20 protein-coding genes and 1 tRNA gene are annotated in these 23,845 nt (G+C 66.6%); 13 read left to right on the plus strand and 8 right to left on the minus strand.

Annotation, left to right across the window (positions count from 1 at the left end; all coding sequences use genetic code 11):
- Positions 1-197: 197 nt before the first annotated feature.
- The 6 genes from BBX35_RS17195 to BBX35_RS17220 all read right to left on the minus strand — a co-directional run bounded on the left by BBX35_RS17195 (position 198) and on the right by BBX35_RS17220 (position 6,960).
- Positions 198-1,253, minus strand: coding sequence for an enoyl-CoA hydratase/isomerase family protein (locus tag BBX35_RS17195; RefSeq protein ID WP_171901480.1), 1,056 nt, complete (start codon positions 1,251-1,253; stop codon positions 198-200).
- Entirely contained in the window at positions 1,250-2,260 is a 1,011-nt protein-coding gene (locus BBX35_RS17200) for a 3-oxoacyl-ACP synthase III family protein (RefSeq protein ID WP_067222489.1), read from the minus strand. Before BBX35_RS17200 ends, BBX35_RS17195 begins: the two co-directional genes overlap by 4 nt.
- Positions 2,261-2,274: 14 nt before the next feature.
- Positions 2,275-3,291, minus strand: a complete 1,017-nt coding sequence (locus tag BBX35_RS17205; protein WP_067222492.1) for a 3-oxoacyl-ACP synthase III family protein — start codon at positions 3,289-3,291, stop codon at positions 2,275-2,277.
- A 149-nt stretch (positions 3,292-3,440) separates the two neighbouring features.
- Positions 3,441-5,162 (minus strand): cobalamin-dependent protein, encoded by a 1,722-nt coding sequence (locus BBX35_RS17210; RefSeq protein ID WP_083202608.1) that lies wholly within the window; start codon positions 5,160-5,162, stop codon positions 3,441-3,443.
- A gap of 46 nt (positions 5,163-5,208) precedes the next feature.
- Positions 5,209-5,481: an acyl carrier protein gene (locus BBX35_RS17215; RefSeq protein WP_171901481.1), complete on the minus strand. Its 273-nt coding sequence runs from the start codon at positions 5,479-5,481 to the stop codon at positions 5,209-5,211.
- 330 nt (positions 5,482-5,811) lie between these two features.
- Positions 5,812-6,960 carry an acyl-CoA dehydrogenase family protein gene (locus BBX35_RS17220; protein WP_067222497.1) on the minus strand — a complete coding sequence of 383 codons (1,149 nt, stop codon included), beginning with the start codon at positions 6,958-6,960 and terminating at the stop codon, positions 5,812-5,814.
- Between the two features lie 519 nt (positions 6,961-7,479).
- Between BBX35_RS17220 and BBX35_RS17225 the strand changes: the two genes are divergently transcribed.
- From BBX35_RS17225 to BBX35_RS17260, 8 genes are all read left to right on the plus strand, one after another.
- The gene (locus BBX35_RS17225) at positions 7,480-8,532 is read left to right on the plus strand and encodes a LysR family transcriptional regulator (protein WP_083202607.1); all 1,053 of its coding nucleotides are present in this window, start codon (positions 7,480-7,482) and stop codon (positions 8,530-8,532) included.
- 380 nt (positions 8,533-8,912) lie between these two features.
- Positions 8,913-10,586, plus strand: coding sequence for a dihydroxy-acid dehydratase (ilvD, locus tag BBX35_RS17230; protein WP_067222503.1), 1,674 nt, complete (start codon positions 8,913-8,915; stop codon positions 10,584-10,586).
- 636 nt (positions 10,587-11,222) lie between these two features.
- A complete protein-coding gene (gene dctP / locus BBX35_RS17235) occupies positions 11,223-12,263 on the plus strand; it encodes a TRAP transporter substrate-binding protein DctP (RefSeq protein ID WP_067222506.1) in 1,041 nt (346 codons plus the stop codon).
- Between the two features lie 129 nt (positions 12,264-12,392).
- Positions 12,393-13,124: a TRAP transporter small permease gene (locus BBX35_RS17240; protein ID WP_067222509.1), complete on the plus strand. Its 732-nt coding sequence runs from the start codon at positions 12,393-12,395 to the stop codon at positions 13,122-13,124.
- Entirely contained in the window at positions 13,121-14,404 is a 1,284-nt protein-coding gene (locus tag BBX35_RS17245; protein ID WP_067222512.1) for a TRAP transporter large permease, read from the plus strand. The genes BBX35_RS17240 and BBX35_RS17245 overlap by 4 nt, the downstream gene beginning before the upstream one ends.
- Positions 14,405-14,446: 42 nt before the next feature.
- The gene (locus tag BBX35_RS17250) at positions 14,447-15,124 is read left to right on the plus strand and encodes a YggS family pyridoxal phosphate-dependent enzyme (RefSeq protein WP_067222515.1); all 678 of its coding nucleotides are present in this window, start codon (positions 14,447-14,449) and stop codon (positions 15,122-15,124) included.
- 34 nt (positions 15,125-15,158) lie between these two features.
- Complete coding sequence (locus BBX35_RS17255; protein WP_067222517.1) at positions 15,159-16,511, plus strand: hypothetical protein; 1,353 nt, start codon at positions 15,159-15,161, stop codon at positions 16,509-16,511.
- A gap of 71 nt (positions 16,512-16,582) precedes the next feature.
- A complete protein-coding gene (locus BBX35_RS17260) occupies positions 16,583-18,199 on the plus strand; it encodes an amino acid adenylation domain-containing protein (protein WP_067222520.1) in 1,617 nt (538 codons plus the stop codon).
- Positions 18,200-18,354: 155 nt separating this feature from the next.
- Here BBX35_RS17260 and BBX35_RS17265 read toward each other — a convergent pair.
- Positions 18,355-18,428: transfer RNA gene (locus tag BBX35_RS17265), tRNA-Cys, on the minus strand.
- A gap of 145 nt (positions 18,429-18,573) precedes the next feature.
- On the minus strand, positions 18,574-19,035 hold the full coding sequence (locus BBX35_RS17270; protein ID WP_067222522.1) for an Lrp/AsnC family transcriptional regulator: 462 nt from the start codon (positions 19,033-19,035) through the stop codon (positions 18,574-18,576).
- A gap of 137 nt (positions 19,036-19,172) precedes the next feature.
- Between BBX35_RS17270 and BBX35_RS17275 the strand changes: the two genes are divergently transcribed.
- The 5 genes from BBX35_RS17275 to BBX35_RS17295 are packed head-to-tail and all read left to right on the plus strand — an operon-like array spanning position 19,173 to position 23,752.
- The gene (locus BBX35_RS17275) at positions 19,173-20,342 is read left to right on the plus strand and encodes an acetyl-CoA acetyltransferase (protein ID WP_067222525.1); all 1,170 of its coding nucleotides are present in this window, start codon (positions 19,173-19,175) and stop codon (positions 20,340-20,342) included.
- Positions 20,339-21,949 carry an acyl-CoA synthetase gene (locus tag BBX35_RS17280; protein ID WP_067222527.1) on the plus strand — a complete coding sequence of 537 codons (1,611 nt, stop codon included), beginning with the start codon at positions 20,339-20,341 and terminating at the stop codon, positions 21,947-21,949. The genes BBX35_RS17275 and BBX35_RS17280 overlap by 4 nt, the downstream gene beginning before the upstream one ends.
- Positions 21,946-22,518: a PPC domain-containing DNA-binding protein gene (locus BBX35_RS17285; protein ID WP_141687888.1), complete on the plus strand. Its 573-nt coding sequence runs from the start codon at positions 21,946-21,948 to the stop codon at positions 22,516-22,518. The genes BBX35_RS17280 and BBX35_RS17285 overlap by 4 nt, the downstream gene beginning before the upstream one ends.
- Positions 22,515-22,976, plus strand: a complete 462-nt coding sequence (locus tag BBX35_RS17290) for a PCC domain-containing protein (RefSeq protein ID WP_067222533.1) — start codon at positions 22,515-22,517, stop codon at positions 22,974-22,976. The genes BBX35_RS17285 and BBX35_RS17290 overlap by 4 nt, the downstream gene beginning before the upstream one ends.
- Positions 22,973-23,752, plus strand: a complete 780-nt coding sequence (locus tag BBX35_RS17295; protein WP_067222535.1) for an SDR family NAD(P)-dependent oxidoreductase — start codon at positions 22,973-22,975, stop codon at positions 23,750-23,752. The genes BBX35_RS17290 and BBX35_RS17295 overlap by 4 nt, the downstream gene beginning before the upstream one ends.
- Positions 23,753-23,845 lie beyond the last annotated feature (93 nt).

Raw genomic sequence — 23,845 nt, forward strand, 5'->3', positions numbered from 1 at the left:
GTGCCGTGAAACGACTGCAAGGCGGGAAAGGGGCGGTTCTCCTCCCGCAAGCGCTGCGCGCGAACGATGGCGATCCGGGTGCAACCCCGCATCGTTGTTGATCTTTTCTGCGCCTTGCACGGGAAAATCTAAAGGCCGCCCGGAAGCGGGGGAAATATATAATTCCGCAGGGTTCAGGTGCCTTTGCGACTGACGTTTCACGGCCCGGAAAGGGCCGGAAGCAGCGTGCCCGAGGCGGGCAGGAACGGCGCAAGCTCGGCGTCCGCGAAGCGGTGCGTGTGGGCTAGCGTCCAGGCCGGACGGCGGTCGCGGTCGATCATCGCCGCACGGATCCCTTCCGCGAAATCCGGGTGGATCAGCAGCTGCGAGACCACGGCATATTCGAGACCGAGCGCGGCCTCCAGGCTTCCCGGACGGCGGGCGCGGGCGAGCACCTCCAGCGTCAGCGCGAGCGCAAGGGGCGACGCCTTGAGGAGGGAGCGGGCGGCGCGTGCGCAGGGCTCGCCGCCGGCTTCCAGCCGGGCGAGGATCTGCGGCACGTCGGGGCCGGCGAAGGCGTGCTCCAGCTCCACCGAGAACTCGGGAAGTCGCGGAGCGTCCGAGGCGGGCGGCACGGGCGCGGGCAGGGCGGCGAGGCCCTGTTCGCTGAGGGCCCGGGCAAGCTCGGGCATCTGCTGCGCAGCGACCCGGTAGCACACGAGACCGAGCGCGGCGGCCGCATCCGCACTGATCCTCTCGCCCGTCAGCGCGATGAAGGCGGCAAGCGGGGCGGGGAGGCCGGAGAGAAGATGCGAGGCGCCGGAATCGGGGATCCAGCCGATGCCGCATTCCGGCATGGCGAAGCTCGCCCGCTCGCTGGCGACCGGGTGGCTGGCGTGCAGCGCCAGCCCGAGGCCGCCGCCCATGGCAGTGCCGTCGATCAAGGCGACGACAGGCTTGGGATAGCGGGCAAGGGCGAGGTCGAGATGGTATTCGGCAAGGCAGTGGCCGCGCGCGCCCTCAATGTCGCCCTGGACCATCCGGCCATGCACGGCGGCAATGTCGCCGCCGGCGCAAAAGGCCCGCCCGCCGACCGCATCCAGGACGACGAGGTCGACGGCCGGATCGGCGCGCCAGTCCTGAAGCGCCAAGGCGATGCCGGCAAGCATCGCCTCGCTCAGCATGTTGAGGGCGCGGGGGCGGTTCAGTGTGATCCGTCCGGCGCGGCCCTCCCGCCGCACGATGAGTTCGCCGTCCGGCGCGGCGGCGCTCAATGGTGGATGAGGGCCGCCGACCAGGCGAAGCCCGCGCCGTTGGAGACGACCATCACCTTGTCGCCGGTGCGGATCAGGTTCTGCTCCACCGCTTCCGCATAATTGATGACCATGTCGCTTTCCTGCACATGGCCGCGATGCTTGAGCGCGCTGGTGTAGACCTTCTCCGGCGGCAGGCCGAACTTCTTCATGAAATAGGCCTGATCCCAGGTCGAGAAGGTCGGATAGACGTAATAGTCGACGTCGTCGAAGCCAAGGTTCAGCTTGTCGAGCAGCTGGGTCATCACCTTGCCGAACATGCGGAAGTTGATCGGGATGACGCCCTCGTTGAACTTGTCCATCTTGGCGTACATGTGCAGCAGCCGCTCGGTGACTTCCTCGTTCGGCTGGCGGTTCTGCAGGCCCGGCACGTACCACACGTCGTGCAGCCGGCCGATGGAGATGGTCTCCACGCCAAGGATGCGCGCGCGGGTCGCGTTCTTGCGCAGGACAAGCGCGCTGCCGCCGTCGCTCGCCACGGTGATCGGGTAATAGGTCTTGTTGAGATCCGGCGTGCGGTCGCCGGCGAACAAGAGCGCCGTCGTGACGTCATCGTCGGCCAGCATCAGGGAGACGACGGTCTTCAGCGCCAGGTGATAGCTGGCGCAGCCGCCGGTGTTGACGGCGGTGGCGAAGGCGTTGTCCAGCCCCAGCTCCTGCTGCACGAGACCGGCGGCCGACCAGGTCGGGCCGACATAGTCTTCCGGGATCGAGGTGAAGTCGACGACGAGATCGACCTCGCCCGGCGCGACGCCCGCCTGATCGAGCGCGCGGCGCGCGGCCTCGATGGCGAGCACCGAGGGCAGCTCGTCGGTGACGTGGATGTCGTGGATGCCGATGTCGCGCTGGAAGTCGATGTTCTTCGACAGGGTGCCGAAGGGCACGTCCTCGTCGCGGAACACGTCCGCCACCAGCTTCTTGTCGGGCGGAAGGTAGAAGGCTTCGGAAAGGATGCCGACGTGGTCCATCTGGATCTCCCTTGTCAGTATTGCAGCAAGGTGGCGCCGTAGAGGAAGCCGTGGCCATGGGTGGCCAGCAGCACGTTGGTGCCGGCGGGCGGGGCCTCCTCCTCCAGCTCCAGCATGTTGAGGACGAGGTCCGAGGCATGCAGGTGCCCGCGCGAGGCAAAGCCGGACGGCACCAGCCGCTCGCCGGCGCCGAGGCTGTCGCCGACCGCCTGCGCGTCCGAGGCGGAGATGTTGGCGGTGATGGTGCGGCCGATGTCGCTCCCCGACAGCCCGTGCCGGGCGAGCAGCTTGTCGACCAGCCCCTTGAGCTCGTTGGTGCGGTCGGCGCGCGCGTGCTTGGCCGCATCCAGCGTCAGCCGGTAGAGGTCGAGGCGGGTCGGGTGCTTCATGCCGCCGCCGGGAATGTTGAGGACGTCGTGCAGCGCACCGGTCGAGCGCATGGCGGTGCCGAGGATCCGGGCGCGGCCCGCCCCGCGCGCCACGATGACGGCGCTCGCCCCATCCCCCAGCACGGTGAGCGGCGCGTCCTTGCCGGCGATCACCCGGTTGCCGGATATCGCCTGGTCGGAGGCCACCAGCAGCACCCGGTGCACGTCGTCGTTGGCGAGGATCAGCGCGCGGGCGAACTTGATCGCCGCATGCAGGTTCGACGAGTGGCCGCCGCTGTAACCGAGTGTGAAGGCGCGCTTGGCGCCGAGTTCGGCCTGCAGCTCGTTGCTCATCGACCAGGCCGGCTCGACATAGCGCTGCGGCATCATCGAGAAGTCGATGATGGCATCGAGGTCGAGCGGGGCAAGGCCGGCGGTGTCCAGCACCTTGCGCGACACGGCGACGGCCATGTCGGTGGGGCTTTCGCCCTCGAAGACGTGAACGCTGTCGACGCCGAGCCGCGCGGCGGCGGTGACATCGACCGGACCCGTCTCGCGGGCGATGATCTCGTCGAGCGTGCTGGTGCGCTCGGGCAGGTAATGGGCGGCCGCAAGCAGGCCGACAGATTCTCTGACGCGTTCTCTGGCGCTTTCGCGGGGCATGGGATCCGGCTCCTGGCTGGGAGAAAAGGACGCGCCGACCCGTCCGCCCGCTCGCCCGCCGGCCGTGACGGCCAGCGGGCAAGGACCGGGCAGGGTGGCGCGGCCGATAGGGGCGCGAGCCGCTCGGGCGGCCTTCGAAACTGCGCCGCTCAGGCGGCGCGGGCCGCCCCGGTGCAGGCCTCGATGATTTCCGCCGGCACCGTGTGGTCGTCGTACCAGCGGCCCGACAGAGGCTTCTTCACCAGCGCGACATCGGCCGCGTAGGAGAGAATGTCGTCGTTGTGCCGGCCGATCTCCTGGCGCAGCGAGGCGGACAGCCCGCCGTCGAGCTCATAGGCCCGGTCGACGGAGCCCGTGAGGTAGCGCAGGTGGTCGATGCGGTCGTTGACGATCTTGATCGAGCGCTTGGTGATGCGGCCGAACTCCGCCTTGTCGTTGGCCATGACCTGCATCGCCTCGTACATGCTGGGCAGGAACTCGTCGCGCTTCATCCACTTGGTCTCGTAGTTCATCGCGTCGCGCCAGCGCGGCTGGGTGAGCGACTTGCGATGGGACTCGAGATCGCGGTGGAAGACGGTGTAGCCGTGCTCCTCCGGCTGCTCGAACCACTGGCAGCCCGGGTCGAGGAACGGCACCATGCCGAAGATCGTCGGGATCACCTTGTCGTTCGGGAAGCGCTGCATCAGCCGGCGCGAATAGGCGACCGTCTCCATCACCGAGGCATGGGTCTGCTTCGGCATGCCGATCGTGTACCAGAGGTAGAAGCCCTTGATGCCGACATCGAGCGCGGCGGCGATCCAGTCTTCCATCTCCTCGTTGGTATAGGTGCCGCGCCCGCTGAGCCGGCTGATCTCCACGTCGTGCGATTGCGGCGACAGGTTGATGTAGATGTCGAGATTGGGCGCGACCTCGGCCATCTGCTTCAGCACGGACGGCTTGGTCAGGCGGAACTGCTCGAACGACACCGAACTGACGACGCCGCTGTCGTTGACCGCCTCCAGGTAGGAGAGCAGGCGCGGGGCGGATTCCGAGTAGGCCTGCAGCGTGTAGACGCTGAGCGGGGACTCGGTCTTGGGGAAGGTGGTGATCTCCCGCGCCAGCTGCTCCGAGCGGCGGTGGAAGACGGTCTTCTTCTCCACGTTCATCATCCGCTGATAGGCCCAGCGCGAGCCCGAGCACCAGCCGCAGCTCTGCTGGCAGCCGGTGTTCGGCAGCACCATCAGGTTGGGCATGTTCAGCAGGTTGTCGGTCTTGGGGAACATCTTCGACCAGTCGATCGCCACGTCATTGAGCACGTCGGGCGTGTAGGTGTGACCGTTGTCGACGACTTCCCCCTTGTCCTTGTAGACCATGTTCTGCACGTCGAGGCGCCCGCGCACGCCGCGCTTGAGCTGCCCGACGAGATCGGCCAGCGGCTCCAGCGTGTCGTAGCCGCGGATGACGCCGTCGATCTGCGGGTACTGCATCATCTCGCGGGCATAGTAGGTGGAGACGATGCCGCCGAAGACGACGAAGCTCTCCGGGTGCACCTTCTTCAGCACCCCGGCGACCTCGATGGAGCCCTGGCAGTGGGGCAGCCAGTGCAGGTCGATGCCGAAGGCGGGGGCGTCGAGATACTCGAACAGCTTCTCCACGTCGAGCGTGGGATGCTTGAGCATCAAGGAGGCCAGGTTGACGATCTTCACGTCCAGGCCGCGCTCGGCAAGGAAGCTCTTGATCGACAGGAAGCCGAGCGGGTGCATCTCGAAGATCGGGGTGACGTTGCTGCTCTCCTGGCTGGAATACCAGCCGAGCACGAAGTCGTCCCTGTTGCGGAAGTCGTAGATCGCCGGTGCATGGACCAGGATCAGGTCAGCCTTGATACGTGTCATGGTGTCGCCATTCCTCGCGCGCCGGACCTTGGGGAGGTGATCTCCCTCAGGCCGCGGCCGACGTGATCTTGCTGTGACAGAAACCGGAGAGCGCGTTCAGCGTCTTGTAGTTCTGCGAGGTGATCTCGTCCTCGTCGATGGCGATGCCGAATTCCTTTTCCATGTATTCGGTGACCTCGGCGATGCCCAGCGAGTCGAGAATGCCGCTGTCCAGCAGGTTCTGTTCCGGGTCGATGCCGCCCGATACGTTCACGCCGGAGTTTTCCATCAGGTAGGCGAGCAGGTTCTTCTGTACGCTCATCAGGTCGGGTGCACTCACGGGCCTATCTCCTCCATCAGGCTGTCGCGGCTTCCGAACGGGAAGCCGGACCGTTGCAGTCCGTACGGGCGGCGGATATTTCCGCTCGCGCCCTGTCATTCGCACAGTGACTGAACAGATATTCTTGTTGTTTTGAGAAATTTTCCCAACGGAAAGAGCTTATTGGGCAAGTATGGCAAGTCAATAACGCTATTCTGACTGAATTTCTATCGACTGATATGCCTTGTGTCTTTACGTATACGTAGAAGTGTCAGAGCGTTTCATGCTGCACTGCAGTCCGCGCCCGGCGAGACGAAGCGCCGGGCGCGAAAGGGGCGGTCAGGCGCGGCGCTACAGGCCGAGCGCGCGCGCGGCGATGGTCCGCTGGATGTCGGACGTTCCGGAATAGAGCAAGCTGCCGACCGCATCGCGGAAGTCGCGCTCCACCTCGTAGTCGGCCATGTAGCCGTAGCCGCCATGGATCACGACGGAGTTCTGGCACGAGGCGACCCAGGCCTCGCTCAGGTAGAGCTTGGCGAGCGCGGCCTCCATCGGGCAGCTGCCCTTGGTCTTCTTCAGCCAGGCGACCTTGTAAAGCAGCAGCCGCGAGGTCTCGTGCCGCAGCTTCATGTCGACGATGCGGTTGGACACCGACTGGAACTTGCCGATCGGCTTGCGGAACTGGGTGCGCTTGTTGGCATGGGCGACGCACTGCTCCACCTGGTGCTCCATCGCGCCGACGAGGTTGGCCAGGATCGAGCTGCGCTCCCACTCCATCGAGTTGTTGAAGATGCGCCCGCCCTGGCCTTCCTTGCCGATGCGCGCGGTGACCGGCACGCGGCAGTCCTCCAGCGTCAGCCAGGCCATCGGCGAGGTGCGCAGGCCCATCTTGCGGCGGTTCGGGCTGATGGTCAGGCCCGGCGTGTCGCGCTCGACGATGAAGCCGGTGAGGCCGAGCGAGCCGGCGCTCTTGTCGACCGTGGCGAAGATGACGAAGACGTCCGCGACCGGCCCGTTGGTGCAGAACACCTTGGCGCCGTTGAGCACGTAGTGGTCGCCGTCGCGCGTGGCGGTGGTGCCGAGGCTCATCACGTCGGAGCCGGCCTCCGCCTCGGTGATGCCGTGGGCGCCGATCAGGTCGCCGGCAATCAGCCCGCGCAGGTACTTGTCCTTCTGCTCCGGCGTGCCGAACTGGGCGATCGGCATCTGCACGGTCCACATCTGGCCGTTCATGCTGAACAGCAAGCCGTTGTCGCGGCAGCCGTAGCCGAGCGCCTCCATGGCCAGCACCGTGGTGATGATGTCCTGTTCGGCGCCGCCGTATTCCTTCTCGAAGGGAAGGCCGAGAATGCCGAAGTCGGCGATCTTGCGCCACAGGTCGCGGGACAGGATGCACTCGGCATCGCGCTGCTTGAGGTCGCCCTCGTTGAGCTCGTCCTTGGCGAAGCGGACGACCTTCTCCTTGAAGGCCTCCTGCTCGGGAGTGAAGCTGAAGTCCATCTGCGCTCCTCGTGTTCCACTGGGATCTGGCGGGCGGACATGCACGCCGAAGGTCTGGTCCCCGGCCGGACGGGTTTGCGGGATTTGCACGGACGTCCGGCTGGTGGTTGGATGGCGGGGGCAGGTTTCGCCGGGCGGACTGCGGCCTCCGGACAGGGCGGGAGACATGGCTCCGCCGCTGCCTGGGGCTGACTTTTCCCCATGGCGAAAACTTCATTGATAATAGTGACAGTGATCTTCTGGGGAGGTTTATTCTTTGCGGGAACTCAAATTCGAACTCTTCGCGTCACTGATACGAAATACATATGCCATAATGTCCTCCCGATTTTGTGATCTCTGCCTTGGAATCCGATTTCGTTTATTGCACGGACTCCTGAAACGAGAAACTAATTTTAATTACAACCAGAATACAACTTTCCGTTCGTGTCGAGAAATATATATTTTTGCCATATAAAGGTTTGCGTTCGAATTTTTGGGGACAGCAAAAATCGGCCAATCCTAGGGAGCAGAAGGCAAGCAATGAATCTGAGAAGGCTCAAGTTCTTTGTAACGGTTGCGGAGGAGTTGCATTTCGGCAGGGCCGCGGAACGGCTCTGTATGACGCAACCTCCGCTCAGTCAGGCCATTCTGGCGTTGGAGGAGGAACTGTCCGTCACGCTGTTCAAGCGGACGAAGCGGAATGTCGCGCTGACGCCGGTCGGCGAACACCTTCTGTCTCATGTGAGCAAGCTGCTGCAGGAAGTGGAGGCCCTGCCGGCGCTGGCGCGCCAGCTCGCCCGCGGCGAGATCGGCTCGCTCAAGCTCGGTTTCGTCACCACCGCCGACTACAACCTGCTGCCCGAACTGATCAGCCATTACGGCGCCACCTTTCCGGAGGTGAAGGTGACGCTGAAGGAGATGACCAGCGACCTGCAGGTCGAGGCCCTGATGCAGGGCGACATCAATGCGGGGCTGATCATCCCGCTGCACCAGACCCTGCACACCTCGCTGTCCTATCTGCCCCTGCTGCACGAGCCGCTGGTGGCGGCTGTGCCGGAGGAATGGGTACGGGCAGGGCGCGTGGAGATCGTCAACGGCCGGCTGAAGATCCAGGACGTCGCCGAGGAGCCGCTGGTGCTGTTCCCGCGGCGGTCCGCTCCCGCCTTCCACGACATTATCACCACCTATTTCGCCTCCCACGGCATCGAGCCGGTCATCGGGCAGGAGGCGATCCAGATGCAGACCATCATCAGCCTGGTCTCGGCCGGGATGGGCTTTGCGCTGGTGCCGGGCTCGTTGCGCCGGCTGGGGCGGATGGGCGTGCGCTATGTCGGCCTGGAGGGCAAGCCGCCGGTGATCGAGACCGGCCTCGTCTGGCGCAAGGAGGATCCTTCGCCGACGGTGCTGCGGCTGGTGGAGATCGCCCGCAGCCTGGGCGAGCCGGCCTCCGACGACGACGGCGGTGCCGGCGAGGACCGCGGGCGCGGCGAGGGGCTGGGGGGCGGCGCGCCGGGCGTCGGCCTGCCGGAAGCGGCGCTGGTGCATGCCCGCCGCGACCTCAACGGACACGGCCACGCCGGCCGGCTCGACTGACGCGGGAAACGTCCCTTTCACCGCAAAAGCGAACGCAGACAAGAGGGTTGGCGCCGGCTTGGGAGGGCTGGCGCCGCCGCCCGGCCCGGCATGTCCGGGCCCTTGCCATGTCTCGGCGATTAAGTCGAAAAACGACCTAATACCGCATGACAAATATATTTCTGAAATGAAAGACGAGGCGATACGGTCGCCGGAAAGCTGACGGGCACACCTTCTGCGGATACGAAACAGCGTGGGATTTTAGGCGGTTGCGCCACTCTCCCGAGACTGTTTCGAACGCCGGAAGGCCGGCCGTGTCCGTCTGGATCGGGAGGCGGCCTGCACGACGGGCCGGACAGGCGGCGGACCGGCGCCGCGCGCGTTTCCAGGGAGGACTGCGGGTGCCATACAACGAGCGTTCGAAGACGATTTCGCAAGGGGTCGAGCGTTCGCCGAACAGGGCCATGTTCTATGGTCTCGGCTACACCAAGGAAGATTTCGACAATCCGATGATCGGCATTGCCAACGGGCATTCGACGATCACGCCCTGCAATGCCGGCCTCCAGCCGCTCGCCGACGTGGCGGTGAAGGCGATCAAGGAGGCGGGCGCCAATCCGCAGCTCTTCGGCGTTCCCACCATCTCCGACGGCATGTCGATGGGCACGGAAGGCATGAAGTACTCGCTGATCTCGCGCGAGGTCATCGCCGACTGCGTCGAGATGACGGTGCAGGGCCAGTGGATGGACGGCGTGCTGGTGCTCGGCGGCTGCGACAAGAACAAGCCCGGCGGCATGATCGGCATCGTCCGCGCCAACGTCCCGGCGATCTACGTCTATGGCGGCACGATCAAGCCGGGCAAGTGGAAGGGGCAGGACCTGTCGGTCATCTCCGCCTTCGAGGCCGTCGGCGCGATCAAGGCCGGCCGCATGAGCGAAGAGGATTTCGAGGGCATCGAGCGCAACGCCTGTCCGACGACCGGCGCCTGCGGCGGCATGTACACCGCCAACACCATGAGCTCCTCCTTCGAGGCGCTCGGCATGGCGCTGCTCTATTCCTCGACCATGGCCAATATCGACCAGGAGAAGTTCGACTCCACGGCCGAGTCCGCCCGCGTCCTCGTCGAGGCGGTGAAGAAGGGCCTGAAGCCGCGCGACATCGTCACCCGCGAGAGCGTCGAGAACGCGATCACCCTGGTGATGGCGACCGGCGGCTCCACCAACGCGGTGCTGCACTATCTCGCGATCTGCCACGCGGCCGAGGTCGAGTGGACGCTCGACGACTTCGAGCGGATCCGCCGCAAGGTGCCGGTGATCTGCGATCTCAAGCCTTCGGGCAAGTACATGGCGGTCGACCTGCACAAGGCGGGCGGCGTGCCGCAGATCCTCAAGATCCTGCTGAATGCCGGCCTGCTGCATGGCGACTGCATGACCATCACCGGCCGCACGCTGGCCGAGGAACTGGCCCATGTGCCGGACGCCCCGCCCGCCGACCAGGACGTGATCCGTCCGATCGAGCAGGCGCTCTATCCGGAAGGTCACCTGGCGATCCTGCGCGGCAACCTGGCCGAGGACGGCGCGGTCGCCAAGATCACCGGCCTGAAGTCGACCTCGATCACCGGCCCGGCGCGCGTCTTCGACGACGAACAGTCGGCGATGGACGCGATCCTGTCCGACCGCATCCGCCCCGGCGACGTGCTGGTGCTGCGCTATCTCGGCCCGCGCGGCGGTCCGGGCATGCCGGAAATGCTGGCCCCGACCTCGGCGATCATCGGACGCGGCCTTGGCGCCGATGTCGGCCTGATCACCGACGGCCGCTTCTCGGGCGGCTCCTGGGGCATGCTGGTAGGCCACGTCACGCCGGAAGCCTATGAGGGCGGTACCATCGCCCTCGTCGAGGAAGGCGACACGATCACCATCGACGCCTCGCGCCAGCTGCTGCAGCTGGAGGTGGACGACGAGGAGCTGGCCCGCCGCCGCGCCAACTGGCGCCAGCCGGAGCCGCGCTACCGCAATGGCGTGCTCGGCAAGTTCGCGCAGCTGGCGCTGCCGGCCAACAAGGGCGCGGTGACGGGCTGACGCTGTCGTGCCGGGAGCGGGGCGGGCCTTGCCCGCCGCGCTCTTCCAGAAGCCCGACCCCATCGAAGCCGCCGCTCGTTGGTGAGCGGACGGGCGGGAAGGGAGAGGGCGGGGACGGCAAGGCGCAACGAAAAGAGATAGGGCGGAACGGCGTTCCCACCGGGACACACCCGCTCTATGCCCGTCCGGTCGCCGCACCTCCGGTTGATGGGGGGATGGTGCCGGAGGCCGGACGGGCAGGCTTTCCCAAGGGCCGGAACGGGCGGGTGCCGCCCGGTCCGGGAGCCAGAACAGCATCGTCCGGCCGAAGAGGCCGGACTGTCCGCCGGGGTCGCAAGGCCCCGGCTACTGGTGTTTGTGCTGTTGTTTTCCTCGGCATCTATCTGCGTAAAGTTGGTCACAAGAAATAGAAAAATAGAATTAGACCGCCAAAGGCGCGCTTCCTATCCTCAACTTACAATCGAATAGAATAATATTCGCTTGAGGAGGGGAATTATGTCGGCCGGAGAGTGTTGTTGTTGCTTCAAAAGCTCAAGTAACGAAACGGCGGGGCGGGCAATTCCCGACCGCGCGGGGAGGGCGCCTGTCGGCGGAACCCGGCGCGGGCGCGCATCCGCGCTGCTGCTGGCCGGTGCCATGGCGCTGGCTCTGGTCCCGGGTCTTGCTGCCCCGGCGGCCGCCGCCAGCTACACGATGACGATTGCCCACCTCTATCCGGACGACCTCACCAACAACGAGACGGCTCCGGCCCTCAAGCATTTCGAACAGCTGGTCGAGAGCGCCACGGGCGGCGACATCGACGTGCAGATCTTCGGCAACGGCGCTCTTGGCGGCGAAGTCGAGGCCGCGCAGCAGACCCGCGCCGGCAAGACCATCCAGTCGGTCATGCTGGGCTCGGGCACGCAGGCCTCCTTCTACCGCAACTACGAGATGATCACCTCGCCGTTCCTGTTCCCCGACTACCGGACGGCCTGGGCCTTCTTCGACAGCCCGTGGTTCGCCGAGTTCATGAAGCCGATGGTGCAGGAAAGCGGGCTGCGCTATCTCGGCACGCTGGACGACGGCGGCGGTTTCGTCGCCTTCGCCAACAACAAGCGGCTGATCACCAAGGTCGAGGACCTGAAGGGCCTGCGCATCCGCGTGGAGGAGAACCAGGCGCACATGACGATCATGCGCGCGCTCGGCGCCTCGCCGACGCCGCTGCCCTGGGGCGAGCTGCAGACCGGTCTCGCCACCGGCCTCGTCGACGGCCATTTCCATGCGCCGGGCGTCAACGACATCTTCAAGTTCTACGACGTGACCAACTTCACCACCTGGAGCGGCCACGTCTACAACACCATCACCTGGAGCGTCAGCGAGGCCTGGTTCTCGCAGCTTCCCGACGACTACAAGAAGATCATCGTGACCTCGGCCCGCGAGGCGGTGGCGATGGCGCACGGCATCGCCGCGCAGATCACCGTCATCGGCTGGGTGAACTCCTGCAAGAAGTTCGAGCAGTGCCACATCCTCTCCGACGAGGAGAAGCAGCGCATGCGCGACATCTCTCAGCCGCTCTACCGCGAATGGCTGGTGACGGAGTTCGGCGAGAAGGCAGCGCTCTACGACGACCTGCGCGCCGAAGTCTCCCGCATTCACGACGAGCTGAACCGTTCCGCCGTCGAGCTCTATCTCGACTGACGCGGACGGCAGGCGGCGCCGGGGCGTGTCCGGCCGCCGCCTGCCTCTCGCGGATGCGTGGCGCCGTTCCTGGGGCTGGACCCGGGGCATCGCGCCACGACACCGCCCAAGCCGACCGGGACCGAACCGATGAGCACGACTTCCACCCTCGGGCCGGGGGCGCTGCTGGGCGCCCTGCGCCGGACCAGCGACACGGTCAACCGTGCGACCATTCTCGTCTGCGCGGTGCTGCTCGCCGTGATGCTGCTCGTCTCGGCGGCCGGCATCGTGCTGGAGCTGGGACTGGCGCTGGCGGGACATTTCGGGCGCGCCTCGCTGTTCGACAGCGGGCCGCTCGCCTTCGCCTATGCCAACACCCGTCCCTCGCTGTTCCGCCTGTTCCTGCCCTGGCTCGGCATGCTCAGCATCACCGTCGCATTCAAGTATGGCGAGCACATCGCCATCCTCGCCGTGGCGCGGCTGCTGCCCCGCTGGGCGGCGCGGCTGGCGCAGGCGGTGAACCTTGCCGCCATCGGCATCTTCGCCATCGCGTTGCTGTGGTACGGCATCGGCTTCTTCCGCGAGGCGACCAACCTCTACATCATCTCCTCCAGCCTGCAGGTGGCGCATCACTGGACGGCGGCCTCCGTGCCGGTGGCCGGCGCGATCCTCTGCCTTCACCTCGTCGACGGCATGGCGTTGCTGGAAGAGCGCGGCGCGATCAGCGCGGCGGCCGAGGAGGTCGAGGCGGCGGAGGCGGAGCTTGAGTTCGGCGACGGACCGCCGACGGGGCCCATCCACACCGACACCGACAGCGCAGGTGCCGATGCGGACGATGCCGGACCGGCGCCGGGCCGCCGCATTGCGGAGGTCGCGGGATGAGTGCTTCAATCGCCTTCATCGTGCTGATGTTCATCGGCCTGCCGCTCGGCCTCGTGCTGACGGCCGCCGGCATGGTCGGCGCCTATTCCATCGGCGGGGCGGACTTCCTCGGCATTCTCGCCGACCGCTTCTACTCCGGCGTTTCCGGCTACGTGCTGATCGCCGTGCCCTATTTCATCATCACCGCCGAGATCATGAACCGCGCCGGGCTGACCGAGCGGCTGATCGCCTTCGCCAGCTCGCTGTTCGGCCGGGTGCCGGGCGCGCTGTCCCATGTCAACGTCACGACCTGCCTGCTGTTCGCCGGGCTGACCGGCGCGGCGGTGACCGAGACGGCGGCGATCGGGCGCACGCTGATACCCTCCATGCGCAAGGAAGGCTATAGCGCCGCCTATTGCGCCGCCGTCACCGCCTGTTCGGCCATCGTCGGTCCGATCATCCCGCCCAGCATCATCATGATCGCCTACGCGGCGACCCTGCGCGACACCTCGATCCTCGGCCTCTTCGCCGCCGGCATCGTGCCGGGGCTGATGATGGGCCTCGCCATGCTGGTGGTCAGCGGCATCATCTCGTGGAAGCGCGGCTATGCCAGCCACCAGCGGGTGATGCTCTCGGTGATCGTCTCCACCGGCATCAGCGCGCTGGCGGCCATGGGCATTCCGCTGGTCATTCTCGGCGGCGTGCTGACCGGCCTGACCACGGTGACCGAGGCCTCTGTGATCGCCTGCATCTACGCGCTCGTGCTCGGCGGCTTCGCCTATCGCCGGCTCAGCCGGCAGGACCTGTGGGAGTCGCTGGTCTCAACGGTCAGCTTCAGCGGCGTGGTGTTCCTGCTGCTCGGCGCGTCCAATGTGCTCGGCTGGTTCGTCACCCGCTCCGGCATCGCCCGCCATGCGGCCGAGACCATCGCCACCATGAGCGACAATCCGGTGGTGCAGATCCTGGCGGTCGCGGCGCTGCTGATCGTCATCGGCATGTTCATCGACGTGCTGCCGGCGATCATCATCGCCGTGCCGGTTCTGGCCCCCGCGCTGGTCGAGCTCGGCTTCCACCCGCTGCATGCGGGCATGGTGATGCTGCTGGCGCTCAACCTCGGCAACATCACCCCGCCCGTCGGCCTGACCCTGATGACCGCCGCGCGAATAGCCAACGCGCCTTACGAAAGCGCGGTGCGCGAGTCGCTGCCCTTCGCCGCCGCCCATGTGGTGATCGTGGTGCTGTGCGCGCTGTTCCCGGCCATCACCCTCCTGGTGCCGCGCATGTTCGGCGTGGGCATGTAGGCGGCTTCCTTTTCGACCAACGTCACACAGAGAGTGAAGACCATGACCAAGGATCAATCGGTGGAGCGGCTGACCGCAGTCCTGCAGAAGATCGCGGCGGCGGAGGAAGTGCGCGAGGGCAATCCCGGCCCGGTGACGCTGGTCGCCGTCTCCAAGACCTTCGACGCGGATGCGATCCGCCCGGTGATCGCCGCAGGGGCCCGCGTGTTCGGCGAGAACAAGGTGCAGGAGGCGCAGGAGAAGTGGCCGGCGCTGAAGGCAGAGTATCCCGACATCGAGCTGCGCCTGCTCGGGCCGCTGCAATCCAACAAGGCGAAGGATGCGGTCGCCCTGTTCGACGTGATCGAAAGCGTCGACCGGGAGAAGATCGCCGCCGAGATCTCCCGTGAGATCGCCCGCCAGGGCCGCAGCCCGCGCCTCTATGTGCAGGTGAATACGGGGCGCGAGCCGCAGAAGGCCGGCATCGATCCGGACGAGGCGCTGGCCTTCGTCGCGCGCTGCCGGGACGTGCACGGGCTGACCATCGAGGGGCTGATGTGCATCCCGCCCGCCGGCGAGGACCCCGCGCCGCATTTCGAGCTGCTGGCCGCGCTCGCCGACAAGGCGGGTCTTGCGCGCCGGTCCATGGGCATGTCCGGCGACTACGAGAAGGCGGTGATCTACGGCGCGACCAGCGTGCGCGTCGGCTCGGCCATCTTCGGCGCCCGCACCTACGCCTGACCCGATTTTTCCTTTTCATTCAGGACGGTATTCGATGAACATCAACGCTCACCAGAAGCTGGACTACCGGATCACCCACCAGTTCGACGGCCTGACCATCTCGGACGGCGAGTTCCAGCGCCTGCTCGACATCGCCAGCTGGAACGGCCATGTGCCGACCTTCACCCGGCGCGGCCGCGGCTCCTGGGAAAGCCTGAACGAGCCCATCGCGCTCAAGGACGACCCCTCGGTCACCTTTCACGCGGCCAAGCTCAAGGGCGTCGGCCTGTGGAACCCGATCCTGCCGGGCGATGCGGAATATTCCAACAAGCTGCATGACGATGCCGGCAACGATCCCGTGCCGCCGCTGACGGACCTCCTGGAATATCTCGTCACCTATCCGCATTTCGGCATCTCGAACGAGGGCGAGTACAAGTACGCCTACAGCTCGCCGAGCCCGATCGGCGGCATCGTCCACGAGCGCGCCCATCGCGAGTTCTGGTCGGCCGAGCGGCTGGTGCGCCACGGCGTGCCGACCATCGCGCCGCTGGCGGTGATCGAATACGGCGGCAACCTGTCCTTCCAGGGACAGCCGATGGGCGCGGTGCTGACGCTGTCGCCCGGCTCCGCCTCCTACCGCATCTCGGAGATCCTGTTCGGCGCCGGCATGGCGCGCGGCAGCGATCCCGCCTTCGACGCCCATTACGACGGCATCCGCGAGGCGCTCGGCGTCGAGGGCGACCCGGACGACGAGCGCGTCCGCCTGACGGTGATCTGCAAGCTCGCCCGCGAGGCCGGCAAGCTGCTGCACGACTTCTCGCTCGCCGAGCTCTACCGCTACTCCGGCGACTGGGGCAATTTCGTCTATTCGGTCGAGAGCAAGCGGCTCTTCCTGATCGACCTCGATTCCGTGCAGGACATCAATCACCTGCCGCCGACGGCAAAGGCGATGCAGTCCTGGCGCGATCTGGCCAGCGCCATCTACCGCATGGTCGGCAAGCTCGGCTACCCGACCGCGCTCGGCAAGTACACCATCGACAACCTGATGGAGTTCGACCCGATCGCCGCGAAGATCGCCGGCTATTTCCCGGATGTGCCGGAGGCCGAGATCCGCACCATCTCCCGCCGCCTGTGGGGCTATTTCATCCCGCACATGGCGCTGCTGACCAAACACCGGGACGACATTCTCGGCGGCTGGGACGGGGATCGGCGCAAGTCCTACAAGATGGACCACGACCTCTTCTACATCCTGGCGCTGACCCTGCTGCGGCCGCTGTTCGAGCGCAGCGCGGTCGGGCGCAAGTATCCCAGCGACATCACCGACGACGAGATGTGGGGCAAGGCCGAGCGCTTCCTCGGCAACCGCTTCCAGTATTTCGCCTGGCTGATGGGCCGGTACGACGTCTGAAGCAATTCCAGGAAAAGTGGGAACCGGTTTTCCGTCCGGAATTGCGTGAAACAAAGGGAGAGGAGACGACGATGGCGCGCATCATTCCGCGAATGCTTCAGGCCTTGGCTCGGCAGGCGCCGGAGGCTGCCGCCATCGTCTTCGAGGATACGACATGGACGCGGGCGGAGCTGCAGGACTTCGCCGCCCGCGTAGCCGGCGCCCTGCGCGCCGGCGGCGTGCGCCGCGACGACCGGGTGGCCGTCTATCTCGACAAGTCGCCGGAGGCGGTCGGCACGCTGCTGGGCGTAATGATGGCGGACGCGATCTGCGTGCCGCTCGATCCGACCGGCCCCGCGCCGCGGCTTGCCGGCATTCTCAAGGACTGCGAGCCGTCGATGCTCGTCTCCTCCGCCAACAAGGCGAAGCGGCTGGAGGCGTTGACGGCCGAGGGCTGCGAGCTGCCGCCGGTGCTGGTGACGGGCGGCGTGCCGCTGGCGCTGTCGCCGGAGGCGCGCGGCATCGCCCCGGTGATGCTGGAGCCGGTCAGCGAGGAGAGGGGTGAGCGGATGGGCGAGGGGGGCGCCCCGCCGCCCTCGCAGGTGATCGACGAGGACCTCGCCTATATCCTCTACACCTCCGGCTCGACCGGAAAGCCCAAGGGCGTGATGATCAGCCACCGGGCCATCGTCGCCTTTTCCGACTGGGCGGGGGAGTATTTCGCGCTAGGGGCGCAGGACCGGGTCGCCTCGCATTCGCCGCTGCATTTCGACCTGTCGCTGTTCGACGTGTGGACGACGCTGGCGCACGGGGCCTGCGTGCACCTGGTGCCGCAGGGCATTTCCTTCATGGCGACGGATCTGGTGCGCTTCATCGCAGAAAGCCGCGTGACGGTGTGGCAGTCCGTGCCGTCCGTGCTGCGGATGATCACCCGCCAGCTCGGCGATCCGGGTCCGGAATACGATCAGCTGCGGCTGATCTTCTTTGCCGGCGAGCCCTATCCGCCGGCGGAGCTGCGCGACCTGATGAGCCGTCTGCCGAATGCGCGCTACCACAATATCTACGGCGCGACGGAGATCAACGACGTCACCTGCCACACGCTGACCGGTCTTCCGGACGACGGGCCGCTGCCCATCGGTGTGCCCTGCGCGCATATGGAGGTGGTGGTGCTGGGCGAGGAGGGCGAGGTGCTGTCGGCGCAAGGGGCGGTCGGCGAGCTCTGCGCCCGCGGGCCGACGCTCGCCAGGGGCTATTGGGGCGATCCGGCGATGACGGCGGCGAAGTTCGTCCAGGACCCGCGCCACGATCTCTACCCCGACCCGCTCTATCGCACCGGCGATCTGGTGCGCATCGGCGAGGGAGGCACGCTGCACTATGTCGGTAGGCGCGACTCCCAGGTGAAGATCCGCGGCTTCCGCGTCAATATCGGCGAGGTCGAAGAGGCGATGCTGCGCCACGACGCCATCAGCGAGGTGGCGGTGGTCGACGAGCTCGACGCCGACGGCAACCGCACGCTGGCCGCCTGCTTCATCGCGCGTGGCGAGGCGCCGGACGCACGCACGCTGAAGCGGCACTGCCTGGCCTTCCTGCCCAACTACATGGTGCCGGAGCGCTTCGTGCCGGTCGACGTGCTGCCGCGTACTTCCACCGGCAAGATCGACCGCCAGGCCCTGCGCCGGCAGCAGGAGGCGGCAGCGCAGCCCGCCTGAGGGCGGATGAAAGAGTCCGATGCTGTCTCCTCCGATACCAACACGGGCATCGCAGGTACCAACAAAGCGTGGTGAAGGCGGGTAATAAGGTGAGGAGAGGAAACGAGCCATTCCCCTGATCCCATTCCTCACAAACTGCGTGAGGAAGAAGGGAATGGAGGCCTCGCCTGGAGTCGAACCAGGATTAAGGGAGTTGCAATCCCTTGCGTAGCCATTCCGCCACGAGGCCGCAGGTTTTTCGGAGTGTTTTGCGCTCCGTTTGCCTGTAGAGAGACCTTATTGTCTCGATGTTCAGCGATCAATTATAATAATGATATCAATATATATAATATTAAATTTGGATAATCGGGTGCTTGTCGATGGATATTCCCCGATCATATCGGAAGATGCGTGGTGTATTTCGTTTCTTCCAGAATGACCGTGCTCTGGATTTCGTGCAGGCCCGGCAGCATCACCAGCTTCTCGCGCAGGAGGGTCTGGAAGTGATCCATGTCCCGCACGACGACGCGCAGGTTGAAGTCGAATTCGCCGAGCATCAGCTGAACCACCTGGATTTCCGGGATCTTCAGCGCCGCTTCCTGGAACACCGAGATCGACTGGCGCCCGTGGCCCGACAGCTTGATGCGCACCAGGATGGTGGCGTCGAAGCCGAGCTTGCGGCGGTCGAGGATGATCGACCGGCCGAGAATGACCTTGTCCTCGATCATCCGGTTGATGCGGCGCGAGCAGGGCGACTGCGACAGACCGACTCGCTCCGCCACCTCGGTGACCGAGAGGGAGCCGTCCTGCTGCAGGACGCGCAGGATCTTCAGATCGGTTTCGTCGAGTGGCTGCATGTTTCAGCTCCGTCTATGCGCTGGCGCGCTGGTTTCATGCGCGCTAGTCTATTCGGACGCCTCGAAAAGACAAGATTAGCCGGATTGCCGGCTCTATAGTGACGGCGCTGATGGTGTAAGTCGCAGGGAGGAACGCGATGGGAGCCTGCATGATCGGCTGGGCCCATTCCAGGTTCGGCAAATCGGAAGCGGCAGGGGCGGAGGAGCTGATCGCCGAAGTGGTCGGCGACTGCCTCAGACATGCCGATGTCGGTCCGCAGGAGATCGACGCGATCTTCCTCGGCTCCTTCAACAACGGATTTTCCAGACAGGATTTCCAGGCCTCTCTGGTCGCCCTCGCGGTGCCCGAGCTGCGCTTCACGCCGGCAACGCGCGTCGAGAATGCCTGCGCCACCGGCTCGGCCGCCATCCATGCGGGCATCCGCCAGATCGAGAGCGGGCGCGCCCGCCGCGTGCTGGTCGTCGGCGTGGAGAAGATGACCGCGACCCCGACGCCGGAGGTCGGCGACATCCTGCTCGGCGCCTCCTACCGCAAGGAAGAGGCCGAGGTCGAGGGCGGGTTCGCCGGCGTCTTCGCCAACATTGCCCAGGCCTATTTCCAGGCCTATGGCGACCGGCGCGAGAGCCTGGCGCGGATCGCCGCCAAGAACCACGCCAACGGCATGGCCAATCCGTATGCGCATATGCGCAAGGCGTTCGATTTCGACTTTTGCAACGAGGTCTCGGAGAAGAACCCGATCGTCGCCGGCCCGCTGCGCCGCACCGACTGCTCGCTGATCTCCGACGGGGCGGCGGCGATGGTGATCGCCGACACCGACACCGCGCTGACCACCGCGCCGCGTGCGGTGTATTTCCGCGCCGCCGAGCATGTGAACGACTTCCTGCCGCTCAGCCGCCGCTCGAAGACCTCTTTCGAAGGCGCTGCAAGGGCTTGGAATTCCGCCTATGAGCGGGCGAAGGTCGACGTCGCCGATCTCTCTTTCGTCGAGACCCACGACTGCTTCACCATCGCCGAGCTGCTGGAATACGAGGCCATGGGCCTTGCCCGCGAAGGCGAGGGGCACCGCATCATCGACGAGGGCGTCTCCGCCTTCGGCGGCCGCCTGCCGGTGAACCCGTCCGGTGGGCTGAAGTCCAAGGGCCATCCCATCGGTGCCACCGGCGTGTCGCAGCATGTGATGGCGGCGATGCAGCTGTGCGGCGATGCCGGCGACATGCAGCTGCCGCGGGCCGAGCTTGCCGGCGTGTTCAACATGGGCGGGGCGGCCGTCGCCAATTACGTCTCGATCCTGGAGCGGCTGAAATGAGGGTGGAAGGCGCCGAGCGCATGTCCAACCGGGTGATGAATCTCGGTGATCTGCTCACCGATGCCGCCCGCCGCCATCCGGACCGGCCCGCCGTCGTGCATGGCGAGCGGGTCGTCAGCTGGGCGCAGATGAACGCCCGTGTGGACGCCTTCGCCCATGCGATGGCCGGCCTCGGCATCGGGCCGGGCGACAAGGTGATCGTCCAGTCGCGCAACTCGGTCGAGATGTTCGAGACCATGTTCGCGGTCTACAAGCTCGGTGCCGTCTGGGTGCCGACCAATTTCCGCATCCTGCCGGACGACGTCTCGCATATCGCCAGCTCCTCGCAGGCGAAGGCCATCATCTACGAGCCGGAATTCGCCGCCCATGCCGATGCGGCGCGCGACGCCGGGGCGCAGATCGTCATCTGCATCGGCGCAGCGCGCGCGGGCGAGCATGTCCATGCCGATCTGGTGGCGGCGGAGCTCGGCAAGCCCTTCCGAGCCGCACCCGTCGAGCGGGACGATCCCTGCTGGTTCTTCTTTACCTCCGGCAGCACCGGCAAGCCGAAGGCGGCCGTGCTCAGCCACGGCCAGATGGCCTTCGTCGTCACCAATCACCTCGCCGACCTGATGCCGGGCACCACCTCGGACGATGCCTCGCTGGTCGTCGCGCCCCTGTCGCACGGGGCGGGCATCCATCAGCTGATCCAGGTCGCGCGCTGCGTCACCACCGTGCTGACGGTCTCGCGCAGCCTCGATGCCGACGAGGCGTTCCGCCTGATCGAGCGCCACCGCGTCTCCAACATGTTCACCGTGCCGAGCATCCTGACCGCGCTGGTCTCCGATCCGGCGGTGGACCGCTACGACCACTCCTCGCTGCGCCACGTCATCTATGCCGGCGCGCCGATGCTGCGCGAGCACCAGAAGACGGCGCTGCGCAAGCTCGGCCGCTGCCTGGTGCAATATTTCGGCCTCGGCGAGGTGACCGGCAACATCACCGTGCTGCCGCCGCATCTGCACGATCCGGAGGACGGGCCGGGCGTGCGCGTCGGCACCTGCGGCTATGCCCGCACCGGCATGCAGATCGAGATCCAGGACGACGAGGGCAATGCGCTGCCGCCGGGGGAAAACGGCGAGATCTGCGTCATCGGCCCGGCGGTGTTCAACGGCTACTACCGCAACGAGAAGGCCAATGCGGAGTCCTTCCGAAACGGCTGGTTCCGCACCGGTGATATCGGCCACTTCGACGAGAACGGTTTCCTGTTCATCACCGGGCGCGCCTCGGACATGTTCATCTCCGGCGGCTCCAACATCTATCCGCTGGAGGTGGAGGAAAAGATCGTCGCCCATCCGGCGGTGGCCGAGGCCTGCGTCGTCGGCATGCCGGACGAGAAATGGGGCGAGATCGGCGTTGCCGCCATCGTCCTGCAGCCGGGCGCCGAGATCACGCCGGAGCAGCTGAAGGCGGATCTCGCCTCGCGCATCGCCGGCTACAAGATCCCCAAGCGCTTCGTCGTCTTCGACGAGCTGCCGCGCTCGGGCTACGGCAAGATCACCAAGAAGGCGGTTCGCGAGCTGCTGGAAAGCCGCCTTGCCGAAGCGCCGGTACTGGAGGGGGCGAGGTGAGGGGCCCTGGCGGCCTGCCAGCCGCCTCGCGGCTGCTGCGTCAGCCCGGCCCGGTCGCCCGCGACCGGATCACCCTCGGCATGGATATCTGCGAGGACGTGCGCTCGGGCCTGGTGCGGCTCGTCCCCGGCACGCCGCTGGTGGAGGCTTTCGGCGCGGCGATGCGCGCGGCGACCGGCGGCGAGTGGCGGCCCGCCGCCTTCGAGATCCTGTCGGGCGGGTTCGAGCCCTGCATCTACTGCCTCGCAGCACCCGATCCCGGCGGCGAGCGGGTGGTGACCTACACGCCGATGACGAATGCAGGCGCCGTGCGCGCTTTCGGCGGCTCGGCAACGCTGGGGATCGGCGCCGACGGCGCGCCGCTGCTGCATTGCCATGCCTGGTTCGCCGAACCGCACGAGGGGCGGGTGTTCGGCGGCCATCTCGATACCTTCGCCAGCCGCATCGGTGGCGAGGGCTTGCGGGTCCGCATGATGGTGTTCGACAGCTTCGACATCCGGCAGCTGCCCGATGCGGAGACCAACCATACCGTCTTCCGGCCTCTGGAGCGTTCAGGAGGGGTGCAATGAGCGAAGAGGTGAAGCTTGTCAGCGGCCGCACCGGCCGCACCGTCTATGCCCGCGTCCATCCCAACGAGGATCTCGTCCAGGCGGTGGAGAAGATCTGCCTGCGCGAGGGGCTGTCGCAATGCTTTCTGCGCGCCGGGCTCGGCAGCCTGACAGACGCCTGCGTCGCCTTCTCCTCCGGCAGCATCAAGGTGGTGCGCGGCCCGGCGGTGGAGGTGATCGGCATGAGCGGCATGGTCGAGGCGGACGAGGCCGGCAATCCGGTCGCGGTGCTGCACGGCGTGCTCGCCGAGCCGAACGGCACGATCAGCGGCGGGCGTTTCCTGCCCGGGCAGAACCCGGTCTGCGTGACCTTCGAGATCGTGCTGGAGGAATGGCTGCCGGATGCGGTGCCGGCTGGCCCGCTTGCCGGCGCGCACTCGGCCCCGGTTTCCGATGCAATGGGAGGCGCACGCGCATGACCGCTCTCGACCGCAGCCTCGAGGAGCGCTGCCATATCGTCACCGGCGGGGCGTCCGGCATCGGCCTTGCGACCGCCCGCTGGCTGCTTGCCCGCGGTGCGGAGGTGGCACTGCTCGACATGTCGCGCGAGGCGCTGGACAAGGCGATCGCCGACCTCTCCGCCGAGTTCGAGGGCGCGTCCGACCGCCTGTTCGGCGCCCGCGCCGACATTCGCGACGAGGGCAGCCTGCAACTCGCCTTCGAGGGGATCCAGGAGCGCTTCGGCCGGCCGCTTGCGGGACTGGTCAATTCCGCCGGCATCGCCCGCGCGGTGCCGTTCCGCGAGACCGATGCGGAGCTGATGCGCATGGTGCTCGACGTCAACGTGGTCGGCACCTTCCTTGCCGTGCGCGCCTTCGTCGCGGCCGAGCGGGAGCCGGATGCCGCCGTCGTCAACATCGCCTCGGTGTCGGGCCTGATCGGCAATTCCCTGCGCACCGCCTATGGCGCCTCGAAGGGCGCGGTGGTGACCATGACCAAGGTGATGGCCGGCGAGCTCGCTCCGCTCGGCGTGCGGGTCAACGCCGTCGCGCCGGGGCCGATCAGCACGCCGCTGCTCGACGGGCTGCACAGCGATGCCGCCCGCAATGCCTGGATCAGCCGCATCCCGCAGCGCCGCTACGGCGCGCCGGAGGAGGTGGCCGAGGCCATCGGCTTCATGCTGTCGCCGGCTGCCAGCTTCGTCACCGGCGAGATTCTGGTGGTCGATGGAGGGTTTCTGTCGGCGGGCATCTAGGCCCCAGGCACACAAGCTCCCCCGCCGGTCTCGCCAAGATGCGGTCCGGCGGATCGCGACGAGCCGGGAGGGGCGTCACGGAACCGCGCCGCA

The sequence above is a fragment of the Stappia indica genome, assembly GCF_001696535.1.
GTDB lineage: Bacteria > Pseudomonadota > Alphaproteobacteria > Rhizobiales > Stappiaceae > Stappia > Stappia indica.

Excerpts from the sequence above, each read along its gene's own strand:
- BBX35_RS17200 (WP_067222489.1), bottom strand. The coding sequence starts at position 2,260 with ATGGACCACGTCGGCATCCTTTCCGAAGCCTTCTACCTTCCGCCCGAC.
- BBX35_RS17205 (WP_067222492.1), bottom strand. The coding sequence starts at position 3,291 with ATGCCCCGCGAAAGCGCCAGAGAACGCGTCAGAGAATCTGTCGGCCTG.
- BBX35_RS17210 (WP_083202608.1), bottom strand. The coding sequence starts at position 5,162 with ATGACACGTATCAAGGCTGACCTGATCCTGGTCCATGCACCGGCGATC.
- BBX35_RS17220 (WP_067222497.1), bottom strand. The coding sequence starts at position 6,960 with ATGGACTTCAGCTTCACTCCCGAGCAGGAGGCCTTCAAGGAGAAGGTC.
- BBX35_RS17225 (WP_083202607.1), top strand. The coding sequence starts at position 7,480 with ATGAATCTGAGAAGGCTCAAGTTCTTTGTAACGGTTGCGGAGGAGTTG.
- dctP (WP_067222506.1), top strand. The coding sequence starts at position 11,223 with ATGGCGCTGGCTCTGGTCCCGGGTCTTGCTGCCCCGGCGGCCGCCGCC.
- BBX35_RS17240 (WP_067222509.1), top strand. The coding sequence starts at position 12,393 with ATGAGCACGACTTCCACCCTCGGGCCGGGGGCGCTGCTGGGCGCCCTG.
- BBX35_RS17245 (WP_067222512.1), top strand. The coding sequence starts at position 13,121 with ATGAGTGCTTCAATCGCCTTCATCGTGCTGATGTTCATCGGCCTGCCG.
- BBX35_RS17250 (WP_067222515.1), top strand. The coding sequence starts at position 14,447 with ATGACCAAGGATCAATCGGTGGAGCGGCTGACCGCAGTCCTGCAGAAG.
- BBX35_RS17255 (WP_067222517.1), top strand. The coding sequence starts at position 15,159 with ATGAACATCAACGCTCACCAGAAGCTGGACTACCGGATCACCCACCAG.
- BBX35_RS17260 (WP_067222520.1), top strand. The coding sequence starts at position 16,583 with ATGGCGCGCATCATTCCGCGAATGCTTCAGGCCTTGGCTCGGCAGGCG.
- BBX35_RS17270 (WP_067222522.1), bottom strand. The coding sequence starts at position 19,035 with ATGCAGCCACTCGACGAAACCGATCTGAAGATCCTGCGCGTCCTGCAG.
- BBX35_RS17275 (WP_067222525.1), top strand. The coding sequence starts at position 19,173 with ATGGGAGCCTGCATGATCGGCTGGGCCCATTCCAGGTTCGGCAAATCG.
- BBX35_RS17280 (WP_067222527.1), top strand. The coding sequence starts at position 20,339 with ATGAGGGTGGAAGGCGCCGAGCGCATGTCCAACCGGGTGATGAATCTC.
- BBX35_RS17290 (WP_067222533.1), top strand. The coding sequence starts at position 22,515 with ATGAGCGAAGAGGTGAAGCTTGTCAGCGGCCGCACCGGCCGCACCGTC.
- BBX35_RS17295 (WP_067222535.1), top strand. The coding sequence starts at position 22,973 with ATGACCGCTCTCGACCGCAGCCTCGAGGAGCGCTGCCATATCGTCACC.